Here is a 21,302-nt window from a genome sequence, read left to right on the forward strand (position 1 = left end):
GCCGTCATCATTTCCGATCACCAAGCACTGATTCCCTGGAGAACCCGCACGTGTCCAGCATCAACCTCGCCATCGTCGGAGTCGGCAAGATCGTGCGCGACCAGCACCTGCCCGCGGTCGCGGCCAATGCCGACTACCGCCTGGTCGCCGCCGCCAGCCGCAACGGCAAGGTCGACGGCATCGCAAACTTCGGCACCATCGAGGAGATGCTTGAGGCAGTGCCGGAGGTCGAGGCGGTGTCGCTGTGCATGCCGCCGCAGTACCGCTATGCCGCCGCGGTGAAGGCGCTGGCCGCGGGCAAGCACGTGTTCCTGGAGAAGCCGCCGGGCGCGACCCTGTCCGAGGTCGAGGACCTGGCCGCGCAGGCGAAGGAACGCGGGGTGAGCCTGTTTGCCAGCTGGCATTCGCGGCATGCGCCGGCGGTGGAGGCCGCGCGTGCGTTCCTGGCCGGCACCACCGTGCGTTCGATGCGGGTGACCTGGAAGGAGGATGTGCGCCATTGGCATCCGGGCCAGGCCTGGATCTGGGAGGCCGGCGGCCTGGGCGTGTTCGACCCGGGCATCAATGCGCTGAGCATCGTCACGAGGATCCTGCCGCGGGCGGTGTTCGCGACGGAGGCGACGCTGGAGTTCCCGGAAAACCGCGCCGCGCCGATCGCGGCCGCGATCCGCTTCACCGACGCGGAAGGGCTGGACCTGCAGGCCGAATTCGACTGGCGCCAGACCGGCCCGCAGAGTTGGGATATCGAGGCGGAGACCGATGCGGGCAGCATGCTGCTGTCGCATGGAGGCTCGCGGCTGGCGGTCAATGGCGAGGTGGTCCACGCCGAGCCGGAGCAGGAGTATCCGGAGCTGTACCGCCACTTCGCCAGGCTGATCCGTGCCGGCGGGTCGGACGTGGACCTGGCGCCGCTGCGGCATGTGGCGGATGCGTTCATGCTCGGGCGTCGCGTAGTGGTCGAGCCGTTCCACGACTGAGATGTGCCCTTACCCCGCGGGCGTAGGACGTAACCCGTAGCCCGGGAAGCGAAGCGCATCCGCGGCAGGCGGTATGTGCCTGGCTGCGTCGTGGCGATCATTCCGGATGCGGCCTCCGGCCTCGTCCGGGCTGCAGCTGTCGGGAGAGGGAAGCGCCGTTACCTCGGCATCCCGTAAACCTCGTTGGCTGCCCGCTGCAGCGCTTCGAGTACCTTGCGCGCACCGGGGGAGAGCAGCCAGTCGCTGCGGGTGATGATGCCGAAGGAGTCCATCTGGCAGGACAGCTCCACCGGCAGGATCTTCACCATCCCGTGCCCGGCGTAATGGCGGGCCACGTCCACCGGGACCACGGCCAGGTAGTCGCTTTCCTGCAGCATCTTGGTGATGAACACCAGGGCGGTGGTCGACAGCACGTGGCGCGGCGGCTGCAGGCCGGCGCCGCGGAACATCAGCTCGAAGCGGTGGCGCAGCACGCTGCCTTCCGGCGGCACGATCCAGCTGGCCTTGGCCAGGGTCGGCAGGTCGAGGCGGTTGCGTTCCAGGATCGGGTGGCCGGGGCGGACGATCGCGCAGATCTCCTCCTTGGCCAGGGCCTGGTACTGCAGGTGGGTCTTGTCGTGCTGCTCGAACAGGCGTGCGACCAGGAAATCCAGGCGGTTCTGCTGCAGCCGTTCCAGCAGCACGTCAGAGCTTTCGACCAGCAGCGACACCCGCAGCTCCGGGGCCTCGCGCGCCACCCGCGCCAGCGCCGTCGGCAGCAGGCTCATCGCCGGACCGGCGATCGCGCCGATGGCCACGCTGCCGGCGAAGCCGCCCTTGAGCGCCTCCAGCTCGGCCCCGGCCTCGCCGAGGCTGGCCAGGGCGATGCGGGCGTGGCGGATCATCGCCTCGCCGTACCAGGTCGGGCGCATGCCGCGCGGCAGGCGCTCGAACAGCGACACCCCAAGCATGTCCTCCAGGTCCTTGAGCAGCTTGGAGGCGGCCGGCTGCGACATCGCCAGGGTCTCGGCGGCGCGGTGGATGTTGCCTTCCTCGTCGATCGCGATCAGCAGCATCAGCTGCCGGGTCTTGAGGCGGGCACGGACGAACCACGGCACGTTCTGGGGCACTTATGTCACTCCGGCCGATACGAATGTTTATATATGTTATGCATGAATTTGGATTGGATGCATATTCGTCCTGCCGTCAGAATCGGCGCCAGGGCATGCGCGGTGGCTTCCGTCTCTCCCGGAAGCGGCATGCCTTCCCATCCATGACGAGGGCGGCCGATGCGATTGATCCAGCTGAGGGGCGATGGCGGAGACATCCGCGTCGGCGTGGTCGAGGGCGACCTGGTGCGCCTGCTCGATGGCGTCGAGTCGACCTGGGCCCTGGCCAATGCCGCGATCGCCGCCGGACGCAGCCTGGAGGCCCAGGCCACCGCATCCCTCGGCGCCGCCACCCTCGACTACGCGGAACTGCTGCGCGAAGGCCGCGTGCTCAACCCGCTGCACCATCCCGACCCGGCGCACTGCCTGGTCACCGGCACCGGCCTGACCCACCTGGGCAGCGCCGCCGCCCGCGACGCCATGCACCAGAAGCTGCAGCAGTCGGCCGAGGAAGGCACGCTCACCGACTCCATGCGCATGTTCCAGTGGGGCGTGGAGGGCGGCATGCCGGCCCCGGGCACCGCTGGCGCGCAGCCGGAGTGGTTCTACAAGGGCGACGGCCAGGTGCTGGTCGCGCCGGGTTCGGCGCTGCCTTCGCCGGAGTTCGCCCGCGACGGCGGCGAGGAGCCGGAACTGGTGGGCCTGTACGTGATCGGCCCGGACGGTACCCCGCACCGCCTCGGCTACGCCCTGGGCAACGAGTTCTCCGACCACGTCACCGAGCGCCAGAACTACCTGTACCTGGCCCATTCCAAGCTGCGCGCCTGCGCGATCGGACCGGAGCTGCGCACCGGGCCGCTGCCGCGCGACCTGCGCGGCACCAGCCGCCTGCGCCGCGACGGCAAGGTGGTGTGGGAGAAGCCGTTCCTCACCGGCGAGGCCAACATGTGCCACTCGCTGGAGAACCTGGAGTACCACCACTTCAAGTACGCCGCGCACCGCCGTCCGGGCGACGTGCACCTGCACTTCTTCGGCACCGCCACCTTGAGCTTCGCCGATGGCGTGAGCACCCGTCCGGGCGACGTGTTCGAGATCGAGATCCCGGAGATGGGCGCGGCGCTGGCCAATCCGCTGGAAGTCGCGCCCGCCGGCTTCGTGCCCGGCGGCGTGCGCGCGCTTTGAGCGCGCAGGACCCGGCGGGAGCCTGGCGAGGGCAGGGCATGGTGAGGGCCAACCCGCCTACCGCCGCGGTCCATCCCCACGTACCCTTCGGGGGGCGCGAGGTTTCGGATTATTGGCCGCGCAGGCAGGATCGCCACGCGGTGGAGTCAAGGAGGGCGGTCGCGACCGCCCTTGCATCGGCCTGAAGGCCAACCGCGGCCGCGCATGCTGGAGGGCATGCGTAGCCAGCCGCGACGAGGGTCGCGGCACGCGGCACAACAACGAATCGATCGGGAGGGAGCGATGAGGAAGTTCTTGTTCGGGATGCTGGCGCTGGGCGCCGTGGCGCTGGCCGGCTGTTCCGGCAGCGGTGGCGAGGGCGGCGGCGAAGGCGGCGAGGGCAAGCCGATCACCGTCGGTTTCAGCCAGGTCGGCGCGGAGAGCGAGTGGCGCACGGCCAATACCCGCTCGGTCAAGGAGGCGCTGGTCGCCCCCGAGTTCCGCCTGCGCTTCTCCGATGCACAGCAGAAGCAGGAGAACCAGATCAAGGCGCTGCGCTCGTTCATCGCCCAGCGCGTGGACGTGATCGCGTTCTCGCCGGTGGTCGAGTCCGGCTGGGAGACCGTGCTGCGCGAGGCCAAGGCCGCCAACATCCCGGTGGTGCTGACCGACCGCGCGGTCGACGTCTCCGACGAGTCGCTGTACGTAACCTTCATCGGCTCGGACTTCGTCGAGGAAGGCCGCCGCGCCGCGCGCTGGCTGATCGAGGACAGCGAGGGCAAGACCGGTCCGGTCCGCATCGTCGAACTGCAGGGCACCGTGGGTTCGGCCCCGGCCAACGACCGCATGCGCGGCTTCAAGGAAGTGATCGAGGGCGACAGCCGCTTCCAGATCGTGCGCTCGCAGAGCGGCGACTTCACCCGCGCCAAGGGCAAGGAAGTGATGGAAGCCTTCATCAAGGCCGAGAACGGCGGCATCGACGTGCTGTTCGCGCACAACGACGACATGGCCATCGGCGCCATCCAGGCGATCGAGGAAGCCGGCCTGAAGCCGGGCAGCGACATCCGCATCGTCTCCATCGACGGCGTGCGCGGCGCGTTCGAGGCGATGAAGGCCGGCAAGCTCAACGCCACGGTGGAGTGCAATCCGCTGCTGGGCGAGCAGCTGGCGCAGCTGATCCGGGACGTCCACGCCGGGCGCGAAGTGCCCAGGCGCGTGACCGTGGAGGAAGGCGTGTACACCATGGACCAGGCCGCGGCCGAACTGCCGAACCGCAAGTACTGATGCGGTCGCAGCAGGCATCCGTGCAGCCACGCAGCGGCGCCCGCCGGGGGGAGGGCGCCGCATGAAGCCCGTGGTGCTGCAGGCTTCCGGCCTGCGCAAGCGTTTCGGGGCCACGGTAGCGCTGGACGGTGCCGGGCTGGCCCTGCGCGCCGGCGAGATCCACGCGCTGATGGGCCAGAACGGCGCCGGCAAGTCGACCCTGATCAAGCTGGTCACGGGCGTCGAGCGGCCGGATGCCGGCAGCATCGAACTGGACGGGCGTGCGGTATCGCCCTCGACCCCGCTGGAGGCGCAGGCGCTGGGCATCAGCACGGTCTACCAGGAAGTGAACCTGTGCCCGAACCTGTCGGTGGCCGAGAACCTGTTCGCCGGGCGCTATCCCAGGCGGCGCTGGACCGGCCTGATCGACTGGGCGAAGGTGCGCGCCGGTGCACGCGGGCTGCTGGCGCGGCTGGGCCTGGACATCGACGTGGACCGCACCCTGGGCAGCTTCCCGGTGGCGGTGCAGCAGATGGTGGCCATCGCCCGCGCGCTGGGCGTGCAGGCCAAGGTGCTGGTGCTGGACGAGCCGACCTCGAGCCTGGACGAGGACGAGGTGCAGGCGCTGTTCGCGGTGATGCGGCGCCTGCGCGACGAGGGCATGGCGATCCTGTTCGTCACCCACTTCCTCGACCAGGTGTACGCGGTCTCCGACCGGATTACGGTCCTGCGCAACGGCACCCTGGTCGGTGAGTACGCCGCGGCCGAGCTGCCGCAGGGCGCGCTGGTCACGGCCATGGTCGGTCGCGAGGTCGCGCTGGCCGGCGGCCGCGAGGCCGGCGGGTCCGCCCAGGTGGGCGAGGTCGTGGTCGAGGCGCAGGGCCTGGCCCGGCGTGGCGCGCTGCATCCGGTGGACCTGCAGCTGCGTGCCGGCGAGGTACTGGGCCTGGGCGGGTTGCTCGGCTCCGGTCGCACCGAGCTGGCGCGGCTGCTGTTCGGCCTTGACCGCGCCGATGCCGGGCAGCTGCGCATCGGTGGCGAGGCGGTGCAACTGAAGCATCCGGCCGAGGCGGTGGCACGCGGCATGGCGCTGTGCCCGGAGGAGCGCAAGACCGAGGGCATCGTTGCCGGACTGTCGGTGCGCGAGAACATCGTGCTGGCACTGCAGGCGCGGCGTGGCTGGTGGCGTGCGCTGCCCCTGGCGCGCCAGGAGCAGCTGGCGCGCGAGTTCGTGCAGCTGCTGGGCATCAAGACCGCCGACATCGAGACCCCGGTGGGGGCGCTGTCCGGCGGCAACCAGCAGAAGGTCGTGCTGGCGCGCTGGCTGGCCACCCAGCCGAAGCTGCTGATCCTGGACGAACCGACCCGCGGCATCGATATCGCCGCCAAGCAGGAGATCATGGCCGAGGTGGTGAAGCTGGCGCGGCAGGGCATGGCGGTGCTGTTCATTTCCGCCGAGATCGAGGAACTGACCCGGCTGGGCGACCGCATCGCGGTACTGCGCGAGCGGCGCAAGGCCGGCGAGCTCGAGGGCGGCGCCGAGGGCGACCAGGTGCTGGACCTGATCGCGGGGCACGCATGAGCGAGATGCAGGCTTCGAAGGTGCAGCCGGCGCGCGCGCTGCGCGAGCGGCTGATGGCCCATCCGCTGCTGTGGCCGGCGCTGGCGCTGGTCCTGCTGCTGCTGGGCAATGCGCTGTTCAATCCCGGCTTCCTGTCCCTGCAGTGGCGCGACGGCCACCTGTACGGGAACCTGGTCGATATCGCCAACCGCGCCGCGCCACTGGCGCTGGTCTCGCTGGGCATGACCCTGGTGATCGCAGTGCGCGGCCTGGATATCTCGGTGGGCGCGGTGCTGGCGATCAGTGCCACGGTCGCGGCCTGGACCATCGCGCGGATGCAGGCCGGTGGCAGCGAAGGGCTGGCGCCGCTGTTCGGCGCGATCGCCGCGGCGCTGGCCGTGGCGGCGCTGTGCGGACTGTGGAACGGCGTGCTGGTGGTCAAGGTCGGGATGCAGCCGATCATCGCCACCCTGATCCTGATGGTGGCCGGGCGCGGCGTGGCCCAGCTCATTGGCGACGGCCAGATCCTGACCATCTACTACGCGCCGTACGCGTTCCTGGGCAAGGGCTTCCTGCTCGGCCTGCCGTTCTCGGTGTTCGTGCTGGCGGTGGTGTTCGTCGCGGTGAAGCTGCTGCTGGACCGCACCGCACTGGGCCTGTTCGTGCGCGCCATCGGCCACAACCCCTCGGCGGTCCACGTGGCCGGCATCCGCGCCCGTGCCATCGCCCTGTCGCTGTACGTCTTCTGCAGCTTCACCGCCGGCCTGGCCGGCCTGCTGGTCAGCTCCAACGTGGCCAGCGCCGATGCCAACAACGCTGGCCAGCTGCTGGAGCTGGACGCGATCCTGGCCGTGGCCCTGGGCGGCAGCGCCCTGGCCGGTGGGCGCTTCAGCCTGGCCGGCAGCCTGCTGGGCGCGCTGATCATCCAGACCCTCACCACCACCATCTACGCCATCGGCGTGCCGCCGCAGGTCAACCTGGTGGTCAAGGCGCTGCTGGTGACCGCGGTGCTGCTGTTGCAGTCGCCGCAGTTCCGGGCCAAGGCCAGGGCGCTGTTCAGCCGCAGGGAGGCCCGCGCATGAGCGTCGCGATGCGTGCGCCGGGTGCCGGCAACCTGCTGCGCCGGCTGCGTGAGCCGGGCCTGCTGTCGCTGGCGGTGACCCTGGCCCTGTTCGTGGCCATGTCCGCCGCCGGTGGCGTGCTGTACGAGGGTTTCCTGTCGCCGCAGGTGTTCCTGAACCTGCTGATCGACAACGCCTTCCTGCTGATCGTCGCGGTCGGCATGACCTTCGTGATCCTCACCGGCGGCATCGACCTGTCGGTGGGCGCGGTGGTCGCGTTCACCACGGTGCTGCTGGCCAGCCTGGTCGAGAAGCATGGCTGGCATCCGCTGGCGGCGATCCCGGCGGTGCTGGCGCTGGGCACCGGTTTCGGTGCGCTGATGGGCGTGCTGATCGAGCGCTACCGGCTGCAGCCGTTCGTGGTCACTTTGGCCGGCATGTTCCTGGCGCGCGGCGCGGCGACCCTGGTCAGCGTGGACTCGATCGGCATCACCCACGCCTTCCACGTGGCCGTGGCCAGCACCCGGGTGCCGCTGGGCGGCGGGGTCTCGCTTTCCGTGGCGGCACTGGTGGCCGTGGCCATCGTCGTCGCCGGCGTGGTCCTGGCCGGCTCGACTCGCTTCGGGCGTACGGTCTATGCCATCGGCGGCAGCGAGCAGTCGGCGGCGCTGATGGGCCTGCCGGTGGATTCGACCCTGATCAAGGTTTATGCGCTGAGCGGCTTCTGCTCGGCACTGGCCGGCGTGGTCTATACCTTCTACATGCTCAGCGGTTACAGCCTGCACGGCATGGGCCTGGAGCTGGACGCGATCGCCGCGGTGGTGATCGGCGGCACCCTGCTGGCCGGTGGCAGCGGCTACGTGCTGGGCACCCTGTTCGGCGTGCTGGTGCTGGGCCTGATCCAGACCCTGATCGTGTTCGACGGCACCCTGAGCTCGTGGTGGACGCGCATCGCGATCGGCGTGCTGCTGCTGGCATTCTGCCTGCTGCAGCGCCTGCTGGCGCGGCGCAGCCCCACCAGCGGAGGCGGTCATGGTTGAGGTTTCCATCCGCGCGCGCGGCATGCGTGCGCTGCTGGCGATGCTGTTGCTGGGCGCCTGGTTGCCGTTGCAGGCGGCGACGCCGCTGGGCGATGTCGCAAGTCCCGACGGCACGCTGCAGGTGGAGATGGCGCTGGATGACGACGGGCGTCCCACCTGGCGCCTGCTGCGCCAGGGTCGCGAGGTGGTCGCACCGTCGCCGCTGGGCATGGTGGGCGAGGGCGTGGACCTGTCCCGCGGGCTGGCCTTTGCCGGCGTCGATCCGGTCCAGCCGGTGGCCGACGACTACGAGCTGCTGTCCGGCAAGCGTCGCCACAACCAGTACCGCGCCAACCGCCGCGTGTTCCACTGGAAGGACGCGCAGGGGCACACGCTGGCGGTCGCCTGGCAGGTATCCAACGACGGCGCCGCATTCCGCTACGAGCTGGCGCGGGCCGTGCCCGGGCTGGAGACCTGGAAGCGCGATGCCGCGAGCTTCCGCCTGCCGGCCGATGCCCACGCGTGGTTGCAGCCGCTGGCCGAACCCAAGACCGGCTTCGGCCGCACCAATCCCTCGTACGAGGAGTACTACCTGCAGGACGTGCGGGTGGGCACGCCCACGCCGATGGGCCATGGCTGGGCGTTCCCGGCGCTGTTCCGTGCGGGCGGCGATTGGATCCTGCTGAGCGAGGGCAGCCTGCGCCGCGGCGATGCCGGCAGCCGCCTGCTCGACGGTGCGACCCCGGGCGAGTACCTGATCGGCTTCCCCGACGAACGCGAGGCGCTGCCAGGCGGCGCTGCACTGCCGTGGATCGACAGTTTCCCGTGGCGTTCGCCATGGCGGATCGTGGCCGTGGGCGACCTGGCCACGGTGGTCGATTCCACCCTCGGCACAGACCTCGCCGATCCGCCCGCGGTGGCCGCGACCTCCGTGCCGGGCAAGGCCTCGTGGAGCTGGCCGCTGCTGGGCGATGAATCCACCGTGTTCGAGGTGCAGAAGCAGTTCGTCGACTACGCCGCGCGCATGGGCTGGCGCTACACCTTGGTCGACGCGCTCTGGGATACCCAGATCGGCGAGCCGAAGATGCGCGAGCTGATCGACCATGCACATGGCAAGGATGTCTCGGTGCTGGTCTGGTACAACTCGGCCGGCGACTGGAACGAGGCGCCGCAGACCCCGCGCAGCAAGCTGCTGGACCATGCCAGCCGCGTGCGCGAGTTCAAGAAACTCCAGGCGATGGGCGTGGCCGGGCTGAAGATCGACTTCTTCGGGGGCGATGGCTCGTCGATGATCGCCTACTACCTGGACCTGCTGGCCGATGCCGCGCCGCATGGTTTCCAGATGAATTTCCACGGCTCGACGCTGCCACGCGGCTGGCAGCGCACCTGGCCGCACCTGCAGACCATGGAGGCCGTGCGCGGACTGGAGTTCGCCACCTTCGAACAGGGCAATGCCGACCAGGTGCCGGTGCATGCGGCAACCTTGCCGTTCACGCGCAACGTGTTCGACCCGATGGACTTCACTCCGCTGGCGATGGTCAAGCTCAACGACCGCGTGCAGCGGCGCACCCGCCCGGCGTTCGAGCTGGCGCAGTCGGTGCTGTTCTTCTCCGGCATCCAGCACTACGCCGAGACCGCCGAGGGCATGGCCCAGGTGCCTGGCTACGTGCGCGATTTCCTCGCTGGCCTGCCCGAGGTGTGGGACGACAGCCGTTTCCTGGACGGCTATCCCGGCCAGTACGCGGTGTTTGCACGCCAGGGTGATGGCCGCTGGTTCGTGGGTGGTATCAACGCCGGCCCCGGCCCGCGCAAGCTCATCCTCGACGCCGACAGGCTGGGCGGCGGGGTGCAGCGCGGCCTGCTGGTCACCGATGGCGGCGATGCGCCGGGCTTCGCCCAGCGACGGGTGGAGTTCGCGCCCGGCAAGCCGCTGGAACTGGAGCTGCCGGCTGCCGGCGGGTTCGTGCTGCAGCTGGATTGAGCGTGGCGGCGCGGAAGTCGCGCCGCGCCGGAGGTAAACCATGGTGTTCGCGCGAGTTCTCCTGCTGCTGTCCCTGCTGGCAGCTGGCGCCCAGGCCATCGCCGCACCGGCGACATGGACCGCCGACAACGGCAACGGCACCTACACCAACCCGGTCTTCCATGACGAGTTCTCCGACCCGGACCTGATCCGCGTCGGCGACTGGTTCTACATGACCGGCACCACCATGCACGCGGTGCCGGGCCTGCCGGTGCTGCGCTCGCGCGACCTGGTGAACTGGGAGTTCGTGTCCTACGCCATGCCTTCGTTCCCTGAAGGGCCCGAGTACCGGCTCCAGGACGGCGAGGACATGTACGGCCAGGGCATCTGGGCGCCGGTGCTGCGCCACCACGACGGCCGCTTCCATATCTTCGCCAACATCAACGAGCGCGGCCTGCACGTGTTCACCGCGGAGGATCCAGCCGGACCGTGGAAGCACACGGTCATGGACCGCAACCTGCACGACCTGTCGGTGCTGTTCGATGACGACGGCCGGGTCTGGGCGGTGTTCAACTACAACGAGGTGCGGCTGGTCGAACTCAAGCCGGACCTGTCCGGCGTGGTCGAAGGCAGCGAGCGGGTGCTGATCCCGGCCGGCAATGGCATGGGCGAGGGCCACCACTTCTACAAGGTCGACGGGCGCTACTACATCATCAGCGCCAACTATGCCCCGGTCGGGCGCATGCAGGCCGCGCGCGCCGACAGCCTCGACGGTCCGTGGGAGACGGTGGCCATCAGTGCCAGCGAGAGCATGGGCTTCCAGCGCGGCTGGTGGGAGGACAGCGTGGGCCAGCGTTCGCCGATCCCGGCCGACGGCGCCGCGTTCTCCTCGCACAAGCCCGGCGACAACGCGCTGGGCGCGGTGCCGCTGCACCAGGGCGGCATCGTCCAGGCGCCGGACGGCAGCTGGTGGGGTTTCTCGATGATGGACCTCAAGTCGATCGGCCGGACCACCTTCCTGTCGCCGGTGACCTGGCACGAGGGCTGGCCGTACTTCGGCCTGCCGGGCAACCTTGGGCGTTCACCGCGTACCTGGATCAAGCCGCGTGTCGACCTGGACGTGCAGCCGCATGCGCCGTATGCGCGCAGCGACAGCTTCGATGGGGCGCAACTGCAGCCGGTATGGCAGTGGAACCACCAGCCGCTGGACGGCAAGTGGTCGCTGCGCGAACGCCGCGGCCACCTGCGCCTCCATGCGCTGCCGGCCGAGGGCTTCCTGCATGCGCGCAATACCCTCACCCAGCGGGTGATGGGCCCGGAGGCCACCGCCACCGTGGTGCTGGATGCGGCAGGACTGCAGCGGGGCGATGTGGCCGGACTTGGCCTGCTGAACATGCCGGCGGCCTGGCTGGCGGTGGTGCAGGAGGACGGGCGGCGCATGCTGCGCTGGTATTCGCAGGCCGGGGATCGCCGGGTCGAGGTGCCCCTTCCGAAGGCGCGCGTGCACCTGCGCGTGCGCGGCGACCATGACCAGGACCTGGCGTGGTTTTCCTGGAGCGTGGACGGGCGCCGGTTCCAAGATATCGGCGGCCCGGTGCGGTTGCCGTACCAGCTCAAGACCTTCCAGGGTTCGCGCTATGCGCTGTTCGCCTACAACAGCGCCGGCCACGAGGGCGGGCATGCGGACTTCGACCGCTTCGACCTGCGCGAACCGCTGGCCGACCGCTCGCGCAATATCCCGCTGGGCAAGGTGGTGAGGCTGGAGAACCTGGGCGATGGCAGCGTCGCCAGCGTGCATCCGCTGGGCGTGGTGCAGCCGCTGGCGGCCGACGACGACAGGGCGAAGTCACCGGACGCACGCTTCCGCGTGCACGACCGCGGCAATGGCCAGGTGGCGTTGGAAGCCATGGATGGCAGCGGCTTCCTGACCGTGGCCGGCATCGGCCTGTCCGCCGACGTGCGCCTGCTGCCCGAGCATTCGCTGGACAGCCGCTTCATGTGGCAGGACCTGCTGCGCGGCCAGTTCATGCTGCTGTCGATGAAGACCCACCGCTACCTGGGCATCCTGCCGGGCAGCGGCGAGCCCTATGCCGCCGACCGGCCGGGTACGCGCCCCGACCGTCGCGACGGTACCGTGCTGGTGTGGCGGCTGGCGGAGGACTAGCTTCGGCCAGCGGCCCCGCCCACGCTACGTTTCCGCGAATCCTCAATCCCGAATCCCGAATCCCGAATCCCGGCCCTTCACACTTCCAGCGAAGCCAGGTCGCCCTTGGTTTCCAGCCACGCCTTGCGGTCGGAGGCGCGCTTCTTCGCCAGCAGCATGTCCATCAGCGAGTGGGTCTGGTCGCCGTCGTCGACGGTCAGCTGCACCAGGCGGCGGGTGTCCGGATGGATGGTGGACTCGCGCAGCTGCTGCGGGTTCATCTCGCCCAGGCCCTTGAAGCGGGTGACGCTGACCTGGCCCTTGATCTTTTCGCGGGCGATCTTCTCCAGCAGCAGGCGCTTCTCTTCCTCGTCCAGGGCGTAGAACACCTGCTTGCCCACGTCCACGCGGAACAGCGGCGGCATCGCCACGAACACGTGGCCGGCGGCGACCAGGGCGGGGAAGTGGCGCAGGAACAGCGCCGACAGCAGGGTGGCGATATGCAGGCCGTCGGAGTCGGCATCGGCCAGGATCACGACCTTGCCGTAGCGCAGGCCGGTGAGGTCGTCCTTGCCCGGATCGCAGCCGATGGCCACCGCGAGGTCATGCACTTCCTGCGAGGCCAGCACGCTGCCGGAGGCCACTTCCCAGGTGTTGAGGATCTTGCCGCGCAGCGGAAGGATGGCCTGGAAGTCCTTGTCGCGGGCCTGCTTGGCGCTGCCGCCGGCCGAGTCGCCCTCGACCAGGAACAGCTCGGTACGCGACAGGTCCTGGCTGATGCAGTCGGCCAGCTTGCCGGGCAGGGCAGGGCCCTGGGTGACCTTCTTGCGGGTCACCTGCTTCTCGGTCTTCAGCCGCGCGCTGGCGCGGTCGATCGCGATCTGGGCGATCTTCTCGCCCATCTCCACGTTCTGGTTGAGCCACAGGCTGAAGGCGTCGTGCGCCGCGCCTTCGATGAAGCCGGCGGCCTGGCGCGAGCTCAGCCGCTCCTTGGTCTGGCCGCTGAACTGCGGGTCGGTCATCTTCAGCGACAGCACGAAGGCGACGCGGTCCCACACGTCCTCCGGCGCCAGCTTGACGCCACGCGGCAGCAGGTTGCGGAAGTCGCAGAACTCTCGCAGCGCGTCGGTCAGGCCGGTACGCAGGCCGTTGACGTGGGTGCCGTGCTGGGCGGTGGGGATCAGGTTGACGTAGCTCTCCTGGACCAGCTCGCCCTCGGGGATCCAGGCCACCGCCCAGTCCACCACCTCGGTTTCCTTCTTCAGGGCGCCGCTGAACAGGTCCGCCGGCAGCAGTTCGCGGCCGGCCAGCTCGTTCCTGAGGTAGTCGCGCAGGCCGTCCTCGTAATGCCAGCTGTCGCGCTCGCCGGAAGCCTCGTCGAACAGGTTCACGGTCAGGCCCGGGCACAGGACGGCCTTGGCGCGCAGCAGGTGGCGCAGGGCGCGGACGTTGATCTTCGGGCTGTCGAAGTACTTCGGATCCGGCCAGAAGCGCACCCGGGTGCCGGTGTTCTTCTTGCCCACCGTGCCGACCACTTCCAGCGGGGTGGCGCGGTTGCCGTCGCGGAAGGCGATGCGGTGCTCGGCGCCGTCGCGCTTGATGTGCACCTCGACCAGGGTGGACAGCGCGTTGACCACGCTCACGCCCACGCCGTGCAGGCCGCCGGAGAAGGTGTAGTTCTTGTTGCTGAACTTGCCGCCCGCATGCAGGCGGGTAAGGATCAGTTCCACGCCCGGGATCTTCTCCTCGGGGTGGATGTCCACCGGCATGCCGCGGCCGTCGTCGGACACCTCGCAGCTGCCGTCGCGGTAAAGGGTAACCTCGACCGTGCGGGCATGGCCGGCCAGCGCCTCGTCCACCGCGTTGTCGATCACCTCCTGCGCCAGGTGGTTGGGGCGCGAGGTGTCGGTGTACATGCCGGGCCGGCGCTTGACGGGGTCCAGGCCGGACAGGACTTCGATGTCGGCGGCGTTGTAGCGGCTGCTCATGGAACCTTCGGGTGACGCGGAAAGACGCGCAAGTGTGCGGCCTGTCTCCCGTTTTTGCACCCCCGCAGGAAGGTGCCCGGACCCCTGTTCATGGCGGCGTCGGGCGCGCGGACGTATAAGGTACGCGCGGCGGAAGCCGTGGCCGGCGCCTCCCCCGGGGCGGCGGCCGAAGACCCCCGAAGTGGAGGAATGCATATGAACCGACGCCTGATCTGGACCGGCGTGGCCGCCGTGGTGGCCATGGCCGTCGCCCTCCCGGCCCTGGCCCAGGAGCGCCAGGCCCCGCCGCGCGACCGCCAGGGCGCACTGGCCGAGCACAAGGCCCAGGAGGCCCGGGACAACGCCGAGGCCGACGAGCGCGCCAAGCGCCGCGAGGCCGCCCGCTCCGGCACCGATCCCCGCAACAAGGCCCGCCCGGCCCGCGAGGAAGAGGAAGAGAAGGCCCGCGAGCGCCGCTGACGCGCCCCGTTCAGCAGCTGTTTCCGGCCCGCCGGCCTTGTCCGGCGGGCTTTTTCGTTGGGGGCCGGCAGTGGCTGGCCTCCCGCCGGCTTGGGCTCGGGCGGTCGAGCCGGTAAACTACGGCTTTCCGGAGCCCCGTCAGATGACTCCCCTCATTTTCGTTACCGGCGGCGTCGTGTCCTCGCTTGGCAAGGGCATCGCGGCCGCTTCGCTCGCGTCCATCCTCGAGACCCGTGGCCTGAAGGTCACGATGATGAAGCTGGACCCGTACATCAACGTGGACCCGGGCACCATGAGCCCGTTCCAGCACGGCGAGGTCTACGTCACCGACGACGGCGCCGAGACCGACCTGGACCTGGGCCACTACGAGCGCTTCGTGCGCACCCGCCTGAGCCGCCGCAATTCGGTCACCACCGGCCGGATCTACGAGGCCGTGATCCGCAAGGAACGCCGCGGCGATTACCTGGGCGCGACCGTGCAGGTGATCCCGCACATCACCGACGAGATCCGCCGCTGCATCGACGAGGCTACCGAGGGCTACGACGTGGCCCTGGTCGAGATCGGTGGCACCGTGGGCGACATCGAGTCGCTGCCGTTCCTGGAGGCGATCCGCCAGATCCGCGCCGAGCGCGGCCCGGAGAAGGCGCTGTTCATGCACCTGACCCTGGTGCCGTGGATTGCCGCCGCCGGCGAGCTGAAGACCAAGCCGACCCAGCACTCGGTCAAGGAGCTGCGCTCGATCGGCATCCAGCCGGACGTGCTGCTGTGCCGTTCCGAGCAGCCGCTGCCGGACGGCGAGCGCCGCAAGATCGCGCTGTTCACCAACGTCCCCGAGCGCGCCGTCATCTCGGTGCAGGACGTGGACGTGCTGTACAAGCTGCCGCTGGAGCTGCACGCCCAGGGCCTGGACGCGCTGGTGGTCGACCGCCTGCGCCTGCAGCCGCCGCGCCCGGCCGACCTGCACGAGTGGGAGGCCGCGGTCGACGCCACGGTCAACCCGGTGGACGAGGTCACCATCGCCGTGGTCGGCAAGTACGTGGACCACAAGGACGCGTACAAGTCGGTGGGCGAGGCGCTCAAGCACGGCGGCCTGCGCCAGCGCACCCGGGTCAACCTGAAGTGGCTGGAGTCGCAGGACATGGAGACCGCAGGCGCCGAGGCGCTGCTGGCCGACGTGGACGGCATCCTGGTCCCGGGCGGCTTCGGCGACCGCGGCTTCGAGGGCAAGGTCCTGACCTCGAAGTTCGCGCGCGAGCACGGCATCCCGTACTTCGGCATCTGCTACGGCATGCAGGCGGCGGTGGTCGATTTCGCCCGCCACCGCGCCGGCCTCGAAGGCGCCAACAGCACCGAGAACGACAAGCAGTGCCCGCACCCGGTGATCGGCCTGATCACCGAGTGGCGCACCAGCACCGGTGACGTGGAGAAGCGCGACGAGAAGTCCGACCTGGGCGGCACCATGCGCCTGGGCCTGCAGGAGCAGCGGCTCAAGCCGGGCACCCTGGCACGCGAGCTGTACGGCAAGGATGTGGTCGCCGAGCGCCACCGCCACCGCTACGAGTTCAACAACCGCTACCGCACCCAGCTGGAGGACGCCGGCCTGGTGATCGCGGGCAAGTCGATGGACGATACCCTGGTCGAGGTGGTGGAGCTGCCGCGCGACGAGCATCCGTGGTTCCTGGCCTGCCAGGCGCACCCGGAGTTCCTGTCCACGCCGCGCGAGGGCCATCCCCTGTTCGTCGGCTTCATCCGCGCCGCGCGCGAGAAGAAGGCCGGCGGCAGCCTGCTGAAGGAAGCGCGCGCGTAAGCGATGTTTCCAGGTCGGACATGAGGGCCGGGCCACCGTCGGGTGACCCGGCCCTTTCTTTATCCGCATTCCGCCGGCGACGCGGGCGTCCCGTCGCCGGTCATCCCTTTGCCCGGCCGCCGTGGCTCGTGGCTCGCGGGCAGGGCGGACCTGGGGCGCCAGGCGATTGCTTTCCCTGGCAACCGACGTCCCGGCCGCAAGTGGCGGAAAACACGGCGAAACCGCGGCAGGAAGGCGCGCGCTCCGTTAAACTTCGGGGCGACTCCACCCACCGGACGCTTGCCATCCCAATGACCAGCATCGCCAAGATCCACGCCCGCGAAATCCTCGACAGCCGCGGTAACCCCACCCTGGAGGCCGAGGTCACCCTGGCCGATGGTTCCTTCGGCCGCGCCGCGGTGCCGTCGGGCGCCTCGACCGGCACCAAGGAGGCGGTGGAGCTGCGCGACGGCGACAAGACCCGCTACCTGGGCAAGGGCGTGAAGAACGCGGTCGCCAACGTCAACGGCGCCATCGCCGAGACGCTGGCCGGCTTCGACGCCGCCGACCAGCAGGGCCTGGACCGCCGCCTGATCGACCTGGACGGCACCGAGAACAAGGGCCGCCTGGGCGCCAACGCGCTGCTGGGCGTTTCGCTGGCCGCCGCCCATGCCGTGGCCGCCTCGAAGAAGCAGCCGCTGTGGCAGTACATCTCCGGCATCACCGAGTCCAATGTCTCGCTGCCGGTGCCGATGATGAACATCATCAACGGCGGTGCGCATGCCGACAACAACGTCGACTTCCAGGAGTTCATGGTCCTGCCGGTCGGCGCTTCCTCCTTCTCCGAGGCCCTGCGCGCCGGCACCGAGATCTTCCACTCGCTGAAGTCGGTGCTGAAGGGCCACGGCCTGAGCACGGCGGTCGGCGACGAGGGCGGCTTCGCCCCGGACTTCCGCAGCAACGTGGAAGCCCTGGACACCATCCTCGAGGCCATCGGCAAGGCCGGCTACAAGGCCGGCGAGGACGTGCTGCTGGGCCTGGACGTCGCCTCCAGCGAGTTCTTCGACAACGGCAAGTACCACCTGGTCGGCGAGAACAAACGCCTGTCCTCCGAGCAGTTCGTCGACTTCCTGGCCGACTGGGTCGCCCAGTACCCGATCATCACCATCGAGGACGGCCTGGCCGAGGACGACTGGGCCGGCTGGAAGCTGCTGACCGACCGCGTCGGCAGCAAGGTGCAGCTGGTCGGCGACGACCTGTTCGTGACCAACCCGAAGATCCTCAAGCAGGGCATCGACTCGGGTACCGCCAACGCGATCCTGATCAAGGTCAACCAGATCGGCACCCTGAGCGAGACCCTGGACGCCATCGCCATGGCGCACAAGGCCAACTACGCCTCGATCGTATCGCATCGTTCGGGCGAGACCGAGGACACCACGATCTCGGATATTGCGGTCGCCACCACCGCGACCCAGATCAAGACCGGTTCGCTTTGCCGCAGCGACCGCGTGGCCAAGTACAACCAGCTGCTGCGCATCGAGGAGGCCCTGGGTGGTTCGGCCCGCTACGCCGGCCGCGACGCCTTCGTCTCGCTGAAGCGCTGAGGAATCGCCCGTGTTGCGATGGGTGCTCCTGGGGCTGGTCGTCCTGCTGGGATGGCTGCAGTACCGGCTCTGGTTCGGCATCGGCAACGCGGGCGAAGTCACCGCGCTCGCGGCGCAGGTCGAGGACCAGCGCCGCGAGAACTCCGGCCTGGAGGAGCGCAACGCCGCGCTGGCGGCCGAGGTGCGCGACCTCAAGGAGGGCGTGGCCGCGGTCGAGGAACGCGCCCGCAGCGAGCTGGGCATGATCAAGCCGGGCGAGGTGTTCTACCGCGTGGTCGAGGATTCGCAGCCGCGTCCGCTGCCGCCGCCGGTGCCGGCCCCGGAGGAACGCTGATGGGCAGCATCTGGGCCGTGGTTCCTGCGGCGGGGCGGGGCACCCGCTTCGGCGGCGAGATCCCCAAGCAGTACCTGGAAGTGGCCGGCCGGCCCCTGCTGGTCCACACCCTGGACGCGCTGCTGGCGCACCCGGCGGTGGCCGGCGTGGTGCTGGCGCTGTCCGGCGACGATCCGCGCTGGCCCGGCTGGCACGAATACCGTGGCAAGCCGCTGCTGGCCTGCACCGGCGGCGACAGCCGCGCCGCCTCGGTGCTGGCCGCGCTGCAGGCGCTGCCCGAATCCGTGCGTCCCGACGATTTCGTCCTGGTCCATGACGCCGCCCGGCCCAACCTGGCGCTGGACGACCTGGACCGGCTGCTGGAGCGAGGCCGCCTCGATCCGGTCGGCGCGATCCTGGCTGCACCGGTGCGCGACACCCTCAAGCGCGCCGGCGATGACGGCGGAATCGATGGCACCGAGCCGCGCGAGCGCCTGTGGCGCGCGCTGACCCCGCAGCTGTTCCGCCGCCTGCAGCTGACCCGCGCGCTGGAGGCCGCCGCGGCCGAGGGCGTGGAAGTCACCGACGAGGCCATGGCCTTCGAGCGCCAGGGCCTGCGCCCGCTGCTGGTGGAAGGCCGCGAGGACAACTTCAAGGTCACCACCCCGGCCGACCTGGCGCGGTTCGAATTCGAGCTTTCGCGGCGCTGAACCCCGCCGCGCGACAGGGAGGTCGTGGTGCGGAAAGCGTGGCTCCATCTTCGTGATGTGCTGCTGGCCCCGCCTGACCATCGCCTGTTCCAGCGATCACTGTTTGCCGGTGCGATCTCGGTGTGCGGGGCGCTGGCGAGCCTGTTCCTGGCCCTTCGGGGTGCTGGCGCTTGCGGGTGTGGCGCCGGATGAGCTGGAAAGCGTGGACCCGGGGTCCGGCTGGCGGCTTTTCTTCGGGGCGGTGGTGATCGCGCCGGTGGTGGAATCCCTGCTGTTGGGCGGCACGCTCTGGCTCATGCCGGAGCGCTGGAGCATTCCGGCCAGGGCCCTCGTGGCAGGTATCGGCTGGGGTCTGCTGCACGGCCTGTTCGCCCCGTTCTGGTTCTTCGGTACCTGGTTCCCATTCTTCGTCTTTGCCTGCGGCTGGATGACGTGGCGGCAGCGCTCGTTCCGGCATGCCCTGGCAGCCGCCGCGCTGCCGCATGCGGTGCAGAACCTGCTGGCGTGCTGCATCGTGGCGGTATCCGGCTGAGGTCTTCTTGCCCTGGTCCGCAAGGGGCAGGGCAGCGCAGGGCGAGGCACAATAGCGGCCGACGTGCCGGGCCGTTCCGGCGACAACCGGAAAACCGCGACATGGCAATCGATACCGCTCCCTTCCGCATCGGCCAGGGCTACGACGTCCACGTGTTCGGCGAGGGCGACCACATCATGCTCGGCGGTGTGCGCGTGCCGCACGACCACGGCGTGGTCGCGCACAGCGACGGCGATGTTGCGCTGCATGCGCTGTGCGACGCGCTGCTGGGCGCGCTGGCGCTGGGCGACATCGGCGTGCATTTCCCGCCCAGCGACGAACGCTGGCGCGGGGCCGACAGCCTGGGGCTGCTGCGCCACTGCGTGGCCCTGGTGGGCGAGCGTGGCTGGAAGCTGGGCAATGCCGACATCACCATCGTCTGCGAGCGGCCCAAGGTCGGCCCGCACGCGGCACTGATGCGCCAGCGCATCGCCGAGACCTGCGGCGTCGACGTCGACGCGGTCAGCGTCAAGGCCACCACCAGCGAGAAGCTGGGCTTCACCGGCCGCGGCGAGGGCATCGCCGCCCAGGCCGTGGCCCTGCTGGTGCGCGCGTGAGCGGGGCCATGCAGGCGTTCGGCGCGCCGGTACTGGCGGCGCGGATCCGCAGCGTGCCCGAGGATTTCCGGGTCGAGGAGCTGGATGGCTTCGAAGCCAGCGGCGACGGCGAACACCTGCTGCTGACCATCGAGAAGCGAGGCATGAACACCGCCTTCGTCGCCGGCGAGCTGGCGCGCTGGGCGGGGGTGCCGGAGGTGGCGGTGGGCTATGCCGGCCTCAAGGACCGCCATGCGGTGACCGTGCAACGCTTCAGCGTGCAGCTGCCGGGGCGCGAGGCGCCGCCGCTGGAGACGCTGGAGCGCGACGGCCTGCGCGTGCTGGCCCAGGCCCGGCACAAGCGCAAGCTGCCGCGCGGTGCGCTGGCCGGCAACCGCTTCGTGCTGGTGCTGCGCGGCGTGCAGGGCGAGCGCGATGCCGTCGAGGCGCGGCTGCAGGAGATTGCCGCCCGTGGCGTACCCAACGCGTTCGGCGGACAGCGCTTCGGACACGAGGGCGGCAATATCGCCAAGGCGCTGGCGATGTTCGGCGGCAAGCGGGTGGGGCGCGAGCAGCGCTCGATGCTGCTGTCGGCGGCGCGTTCGGCACTGTTCAACCAGGTCCTGGCCGCGCGCGTGGCCGATGGCAGCTGGGACCGTGGCCTGGACGGCGAGGTCTGGGCGCTGGAGGGCAGCCGCAGCGTGTTCGGCCCGGAGCCGATGAGCGGGCAGATCGCCGAGCGCCTGGCCGCGTTCGACATCCATCCCAGCGGCCCGTTGTGGGGCCGCGGCAGCCTGCGCAGCGAGGGGGCCTGCCAGGCGCTTGAGCTGGAGGCGATCGCGGACCCGGTCTCGCTGCGGCTGCGCGACGGGCTCGAGCGCGCCGGCCTGGACCAGGAGCGCCGCGCTCTGCGCCTGCGCCCGCAGGACCTGGCCTGGCGCTGGCTGGAGGCCGGCGTGCTGGAGCTGGCGTTCTCGCTGCCGTCCGGCTGCTATGCCACCTCGGTGCTGGAACAGCTGGGCACGATCGAGGACGCGGCGGCGCGTCCGGCCACGCCGGGTGACGAGGCTGCGCCGGAGAAGCCCTGACGGCAGGGCCTCCC

At 70.1% G+C, this 21,302-nt stretch carries 18 protein-coding genes; 16 read left to right on the plus strand and 2 right to left on the minus strand.

The genetic code is table 11. From position 1 onward, the window contains the following. Positions 1-50: 50 nt before the first annotated feature. Positions 51-977, plus strand: coding sequence for a Gfo/Idh/MocA family protein (locus tag PSESU_RS04385; RefSeq protein WP_013534562.1), 927 nt, complete (start codon positions 51-53; stop codon positions 975-977). Between the two features lie 158 nt (positions 978-1,135). Here PSESU_RS04385 and PSESU_RS04390 read toward each other — a convergent pair whose 3' ends face one another. After that, positions 1,136-2,086: a LysR family transcriptional regulator gene (locus PSESU_RS04390; protein WP_013534563.1), complete on the minus strand. Its 951-nt coding sequence runs from the start codon at positions 2,084-2,086 to the stop codon at positions 1,136-1,138. Positions 2,087-2,245: 159 nt separating this feature from the next. Between PSESU_RS04390 and araD1 the strand changes: the two genes are divergently transcribed. The 7 genes from araD1 to PSESU_RS04430 all read left to right on the plus strand — a co-directional run bounded on the left by araD1 (position 2,246) and on the right by PSESU_RS04430 (position 12,254). Beyond that, complete coding sequence (gene araD1 / locus PSESU_RS04395; RefSeq protein WP_013534564.1) at positions 2,246-3,247, plus strand: AraD1 family protein; 1,002 nt, start codon at positions 2,246-2,248, stop codon at positions 3,245-3,247. A 282-nt stretch (positions 3,248-3,529) separates the two neighbouring features. Then, positions 3,530-4,510, plus strand: coding sequence for an ABC transporter substrate-binding protein (locus PSESU_RS04405; RefSeq protein ID WP_013534565.1), 981 nt, complete (start codon positions 3,530-3,532; stop codon positions 4,508-4,510). Positions 4,511-4,571: 61 nt separating this feature from the next. Continuing rightward, the gene (locus tag PSESU_RS16535; RefSeq protein ID WP_013534566.1) at positions 4,572-6,071 is read left to right on the plus strand and encodes a sugar ABC transporter ATP-binding protein; all 1,500 of its coding nucleotides are present in this window, start codon (positions 4,572-4,574) and stop codon (positions 6,069-6,071) included. Continuing rightward, positions 6,068-7,132 carry an ABC transporter permease gene (locus PSESU_RS04415; protein WP_013534567.1) on the plus strand — a complete coding sequence of 355 codons (1,065 nt, stop codon included), beginning with the start codon at positions 6,068-6,070 and terminating at the stop codon, positions 7,130-7,132. The genes PSESU_RS16535 and PSESU_RS04415 overlap by 4 nt, the downstream gene beginning before the upstream one ends. After that, on the plus strand, positions 7,129-8,151 hold the full coding sequence (yjfF, locus tag PSESU_RS04420; protein ID WP_013534568.1) for a galactofuranose ABC transporter, permease protein YjfF: 1,023 nt from the start codon (positions 7,129-7,131) through the stop codon (positions 8,149-8,151). The genes PSESU_RS04415 and yjfF overlap by 4 nt, the downstream gene beginning before the upstream one ends. Continuing rightward, a complete protein-coding gene (locus PSESU_RS04425) occupies positions 8,144-10,111 on the plus strand; it encodes a glycoside hydrolase family 97 protein (RefSeq protein WP_013534569.1) in 1,968 nt (655 codons plus the stop codon). Before yjfF ends, PSESU_RS04425 begins: the two co-directional genes overlap by 8 nt. 40 nt (positions 10,112-10,151) lie before the next feature. Further along, positions 10,152-12,254 carry a glycoside hydrolase family 43 protein gene (locus tag PSESU_RS04430; RefSeq protein ID WP_013534570.1) on the plus strand — a complete coding sequence of 701 codons (2,103 nt, stop codon included), beginning with the start codon at positions 10,152-10,154 and terminating at the stop codon, positions 12,252-12,254. A gap of 77 nt (positions 12,255-12,331) precedes the next feature. Here PSESU_RS04430 and parE read toward each other — a convergent pair whose 3' ends face one another. Continuing rightward, the gene (gene parE, locus PSESU_RS04435) at positions 12,332-14,221 is read right to left on the minus strand and encodes a DNA topoisomerase IV subunit B (RefSeq protein WP_013534571.1); all 1,890 of its coding nucleotides are present in this window, start codon (positions 14,219-14,221) and stop codon (positions 12,332-12,334) included. A gap of 195 nt (positions 14,222-14,416) precedes the next feature. Between parE and PSESU_RS04440 the strand changes: the two genes are divergently transcribed. The 8 genes from PSESU_RS04440 to truD all read left to right on the plus strand — a co-directional run bounded on the left by PSESU_RS04440 (position 14,417) and on the right by truD (position 21,288). Then, the gene (locus PSESU_RS04440) at positions 14,417-14,680 is read left to right on the plus strand and encodes a hypothetical protein (protein WP_013534572.1); all 264 of its coding nucleotides are present in this window, start codon (positions 14,417-14,419) and stop codon (positions 14,678-14,680) included. A 142-nt stretch (positions 14,681-14,822) separates the two neighbouring features. Continuing rightward, positions 14,823-16,487, plus strand: coding sequence for a CTP synthase (locus PSESU_RS04445; protein ID WP_013534573.1), 1,665 nt, complete (start codon positions 14,823-14,825; stop codon positions 16,485-16,487). A 290-nt stretch (positions 16,488-16,777) separates the two neighbouring features. Continuing rightward, positions 16,778-18,070, plus strand: a complete 1,293-nt coding sequence (gene eno, locus PSESU_RS04450) for a phosphopyruvate hydratase (RefSeq protein ID WP_013534574.1) — start codon at positions 16,778-16,780, stop codon at positions 18,068-18,070. A gap of 10 nt (positions 18,071-18,080) precedes the next feature. Further along, positions 18,081-18,404, plus strand: coding sequence for a cell division protein FtsB (gene ftsB, locus PSESU_RS04455; RefSeq protein ID WP_013534575.1), 324 nt, complete (start codon positions 18,081-18,083; stop codon positions 18,402-18,404). Further along, complete coding sequence (ispD, locus tag PSESU_RS04460) at positions 18,404-19,093, plus strand: 2-C-methyl-D-erythritol 4-phosphate cytidylyltransferase (protein WP_013534576.1); 690 nt, start codon at positions 18,404-18,406, stop codon at positions 19,091-19,093. The genes ftsB and ispD overlap by 1 nt, the downstream gene beginning before the upstream one ends. A gap of 160 nt (positions 19,094-19,253) precedes the next feature. Next, positions 19,254-19,625: a CPBP family intramembrane metalloprotease gene (locus PSESU_RS04465; protein ID WP_013534577.1), complete on the plus strand. Its 372-nt coding sequence runs from the start codon at positions 19,254-19,256 to the stop codon at positions 19,623-19,625. Between the two features lie 101 nt (positions 19,626-19,726). After that, complete coding sequence (gene ispF / locus PSESU_RS04470) at positions 19,727-20,221, plus strand: 2-C-methyl-D-erythritol 2,4-cyclodiphosphate synthase (RefSeq protein WP_013534578.1); 495 nt, start codon at positions 19,727-19,729, stop codon at positions 20,219-20,221. Between the two features lie 8 nt (positions 20,222-20,229). Further along, positions 20,230-21,288 (plus strand): tRNA pseudouridine(13) synthase TruD, encoded by a 1,059-nt coding sequence (truD, locus tag PSESU_RS04475; RefSeq protein WP_013534579.1) that lies wholly within the window; start codon positions 20,230-20,232, stop codon positions 21,286-21,288. Positions 21,289-21,302: the final 14 nt, after the last annotated feature.

Source organism: Pseudoxanthomonas suwonensis 11-1 (assembly GCF_000185965.1).
Lineage (GTDB): Bacteria > Pseudomonadota > Gammaproteobacteria > Xanthomonadales > Xanthomonadaceae > Pseudoxanthomonas > Pseudoxanthomonas suwonensis_A.

What these genes read in the sequence shown, in the direction of transcription:
- araD1 (WP_013534564.1), top strand. Translation starts at nt 2,246, where the DNA reads ATGCGATTGATCCAGCTGAGGGGCGATGGCGGAGACATCCGCGTCGGC.
- PSESU_RS04405 (WP_013534565.1), top strand. Translation starts at nt 3,530, where the DNA reads ATGAGGAAGTTCTTGTTCGGGATGCTGGCGCTGGGCGCCGTGGCGCTG.
- PSESU_RS16535 (WP_013534566.1), top strand. Translation starts at nt 4,572, where the DNA reads ATGAAGCCCGTGGTGCTGCAGGCTTCCGGCCTGCGCAAGCGTTTCGGG.
- PSESU_RS04415 (WP_013534567.1), top strand. Translation starts at nt 6,068, where the DNA reads ATGAGCGAGATGCAGGCTTCGAAGGTGCAGCCGGCGCGCGCGCTGCGC.
- yjfF (WP_013534568.1), top strand. Translation starts at nt 7,129, where the DNA reads ATGAGCGTCGCGATGCGTGCGCCGGGTGCCGGCAACCTGCTGCGCCGG.
- PSESU_RS04425 (WP_013534569.1), top strand. Translation starts at nt 8,144, where the DNA reads ATGGTTGAGGTTTCCATCCGCGCGCGCGGCATGCGTGCGCTGCTGGCG.
- PSESU_RS04430 (WP_013534570.1), top strand. Translation starts at nt 10,152, where the DNA reads ATGGTGTTCGCGCGAGTTCTCCTGCTGCTGTCCCTGCTGGCAGCTGGC.
- parE (WP_013534571.1), bottom strand. Translation starts at nt 14,221, where the DNA reads ATGAGCAGCCGCTACAACGCCGCCGACATCGAAGTCCTGTCCGGCCTG.
- PSESU_RS04440 (WP_013534572.1), top strand. Translation starts at nt 14,417, where the DNA reads ATGAACCGACGCCTGATCTGGACCGGCGTGGCCGCCGTGGTGGCCATG.
- PSESU_RS04445 (WP_013534573.1), top strand. Translation starts at nt 14,823, where the DNA reads ATGACTCCCCTCATTTTCGTTACCGGCGGCGTCGTGTCCTCGCTTGGC.
- eno (WP_013534574.1), top strand. Translation starts at nt 16,778, where the DNA reads ATGACCAGCATCGCCAAGATCCACGCCCGCGAAATCCTCGACAGCCGC.
- ispD (WP_013534576.1), top strand. Translation starts at nt 18,404, where the DNA reads ATGGGCAGCATCTGGGCCGTGGTTCCTGCGGCGGGGCGGGGCACCCGC.
- ispF (WP_013534578.1), top strand. Translation starts at nt 19,727, where the DNA reads ATGGCAATCGATACCGCTCCCTTCCGCATCGGCCAGGGCTACGACGTC.
- truD (WP_013534579.1), top strand. Translation starts at nt 20,230, where the DNA reads ATGCAGGCGTTCGGCGCGCCGGTACTGGCGGCGCGGATCCGCAGCGTG.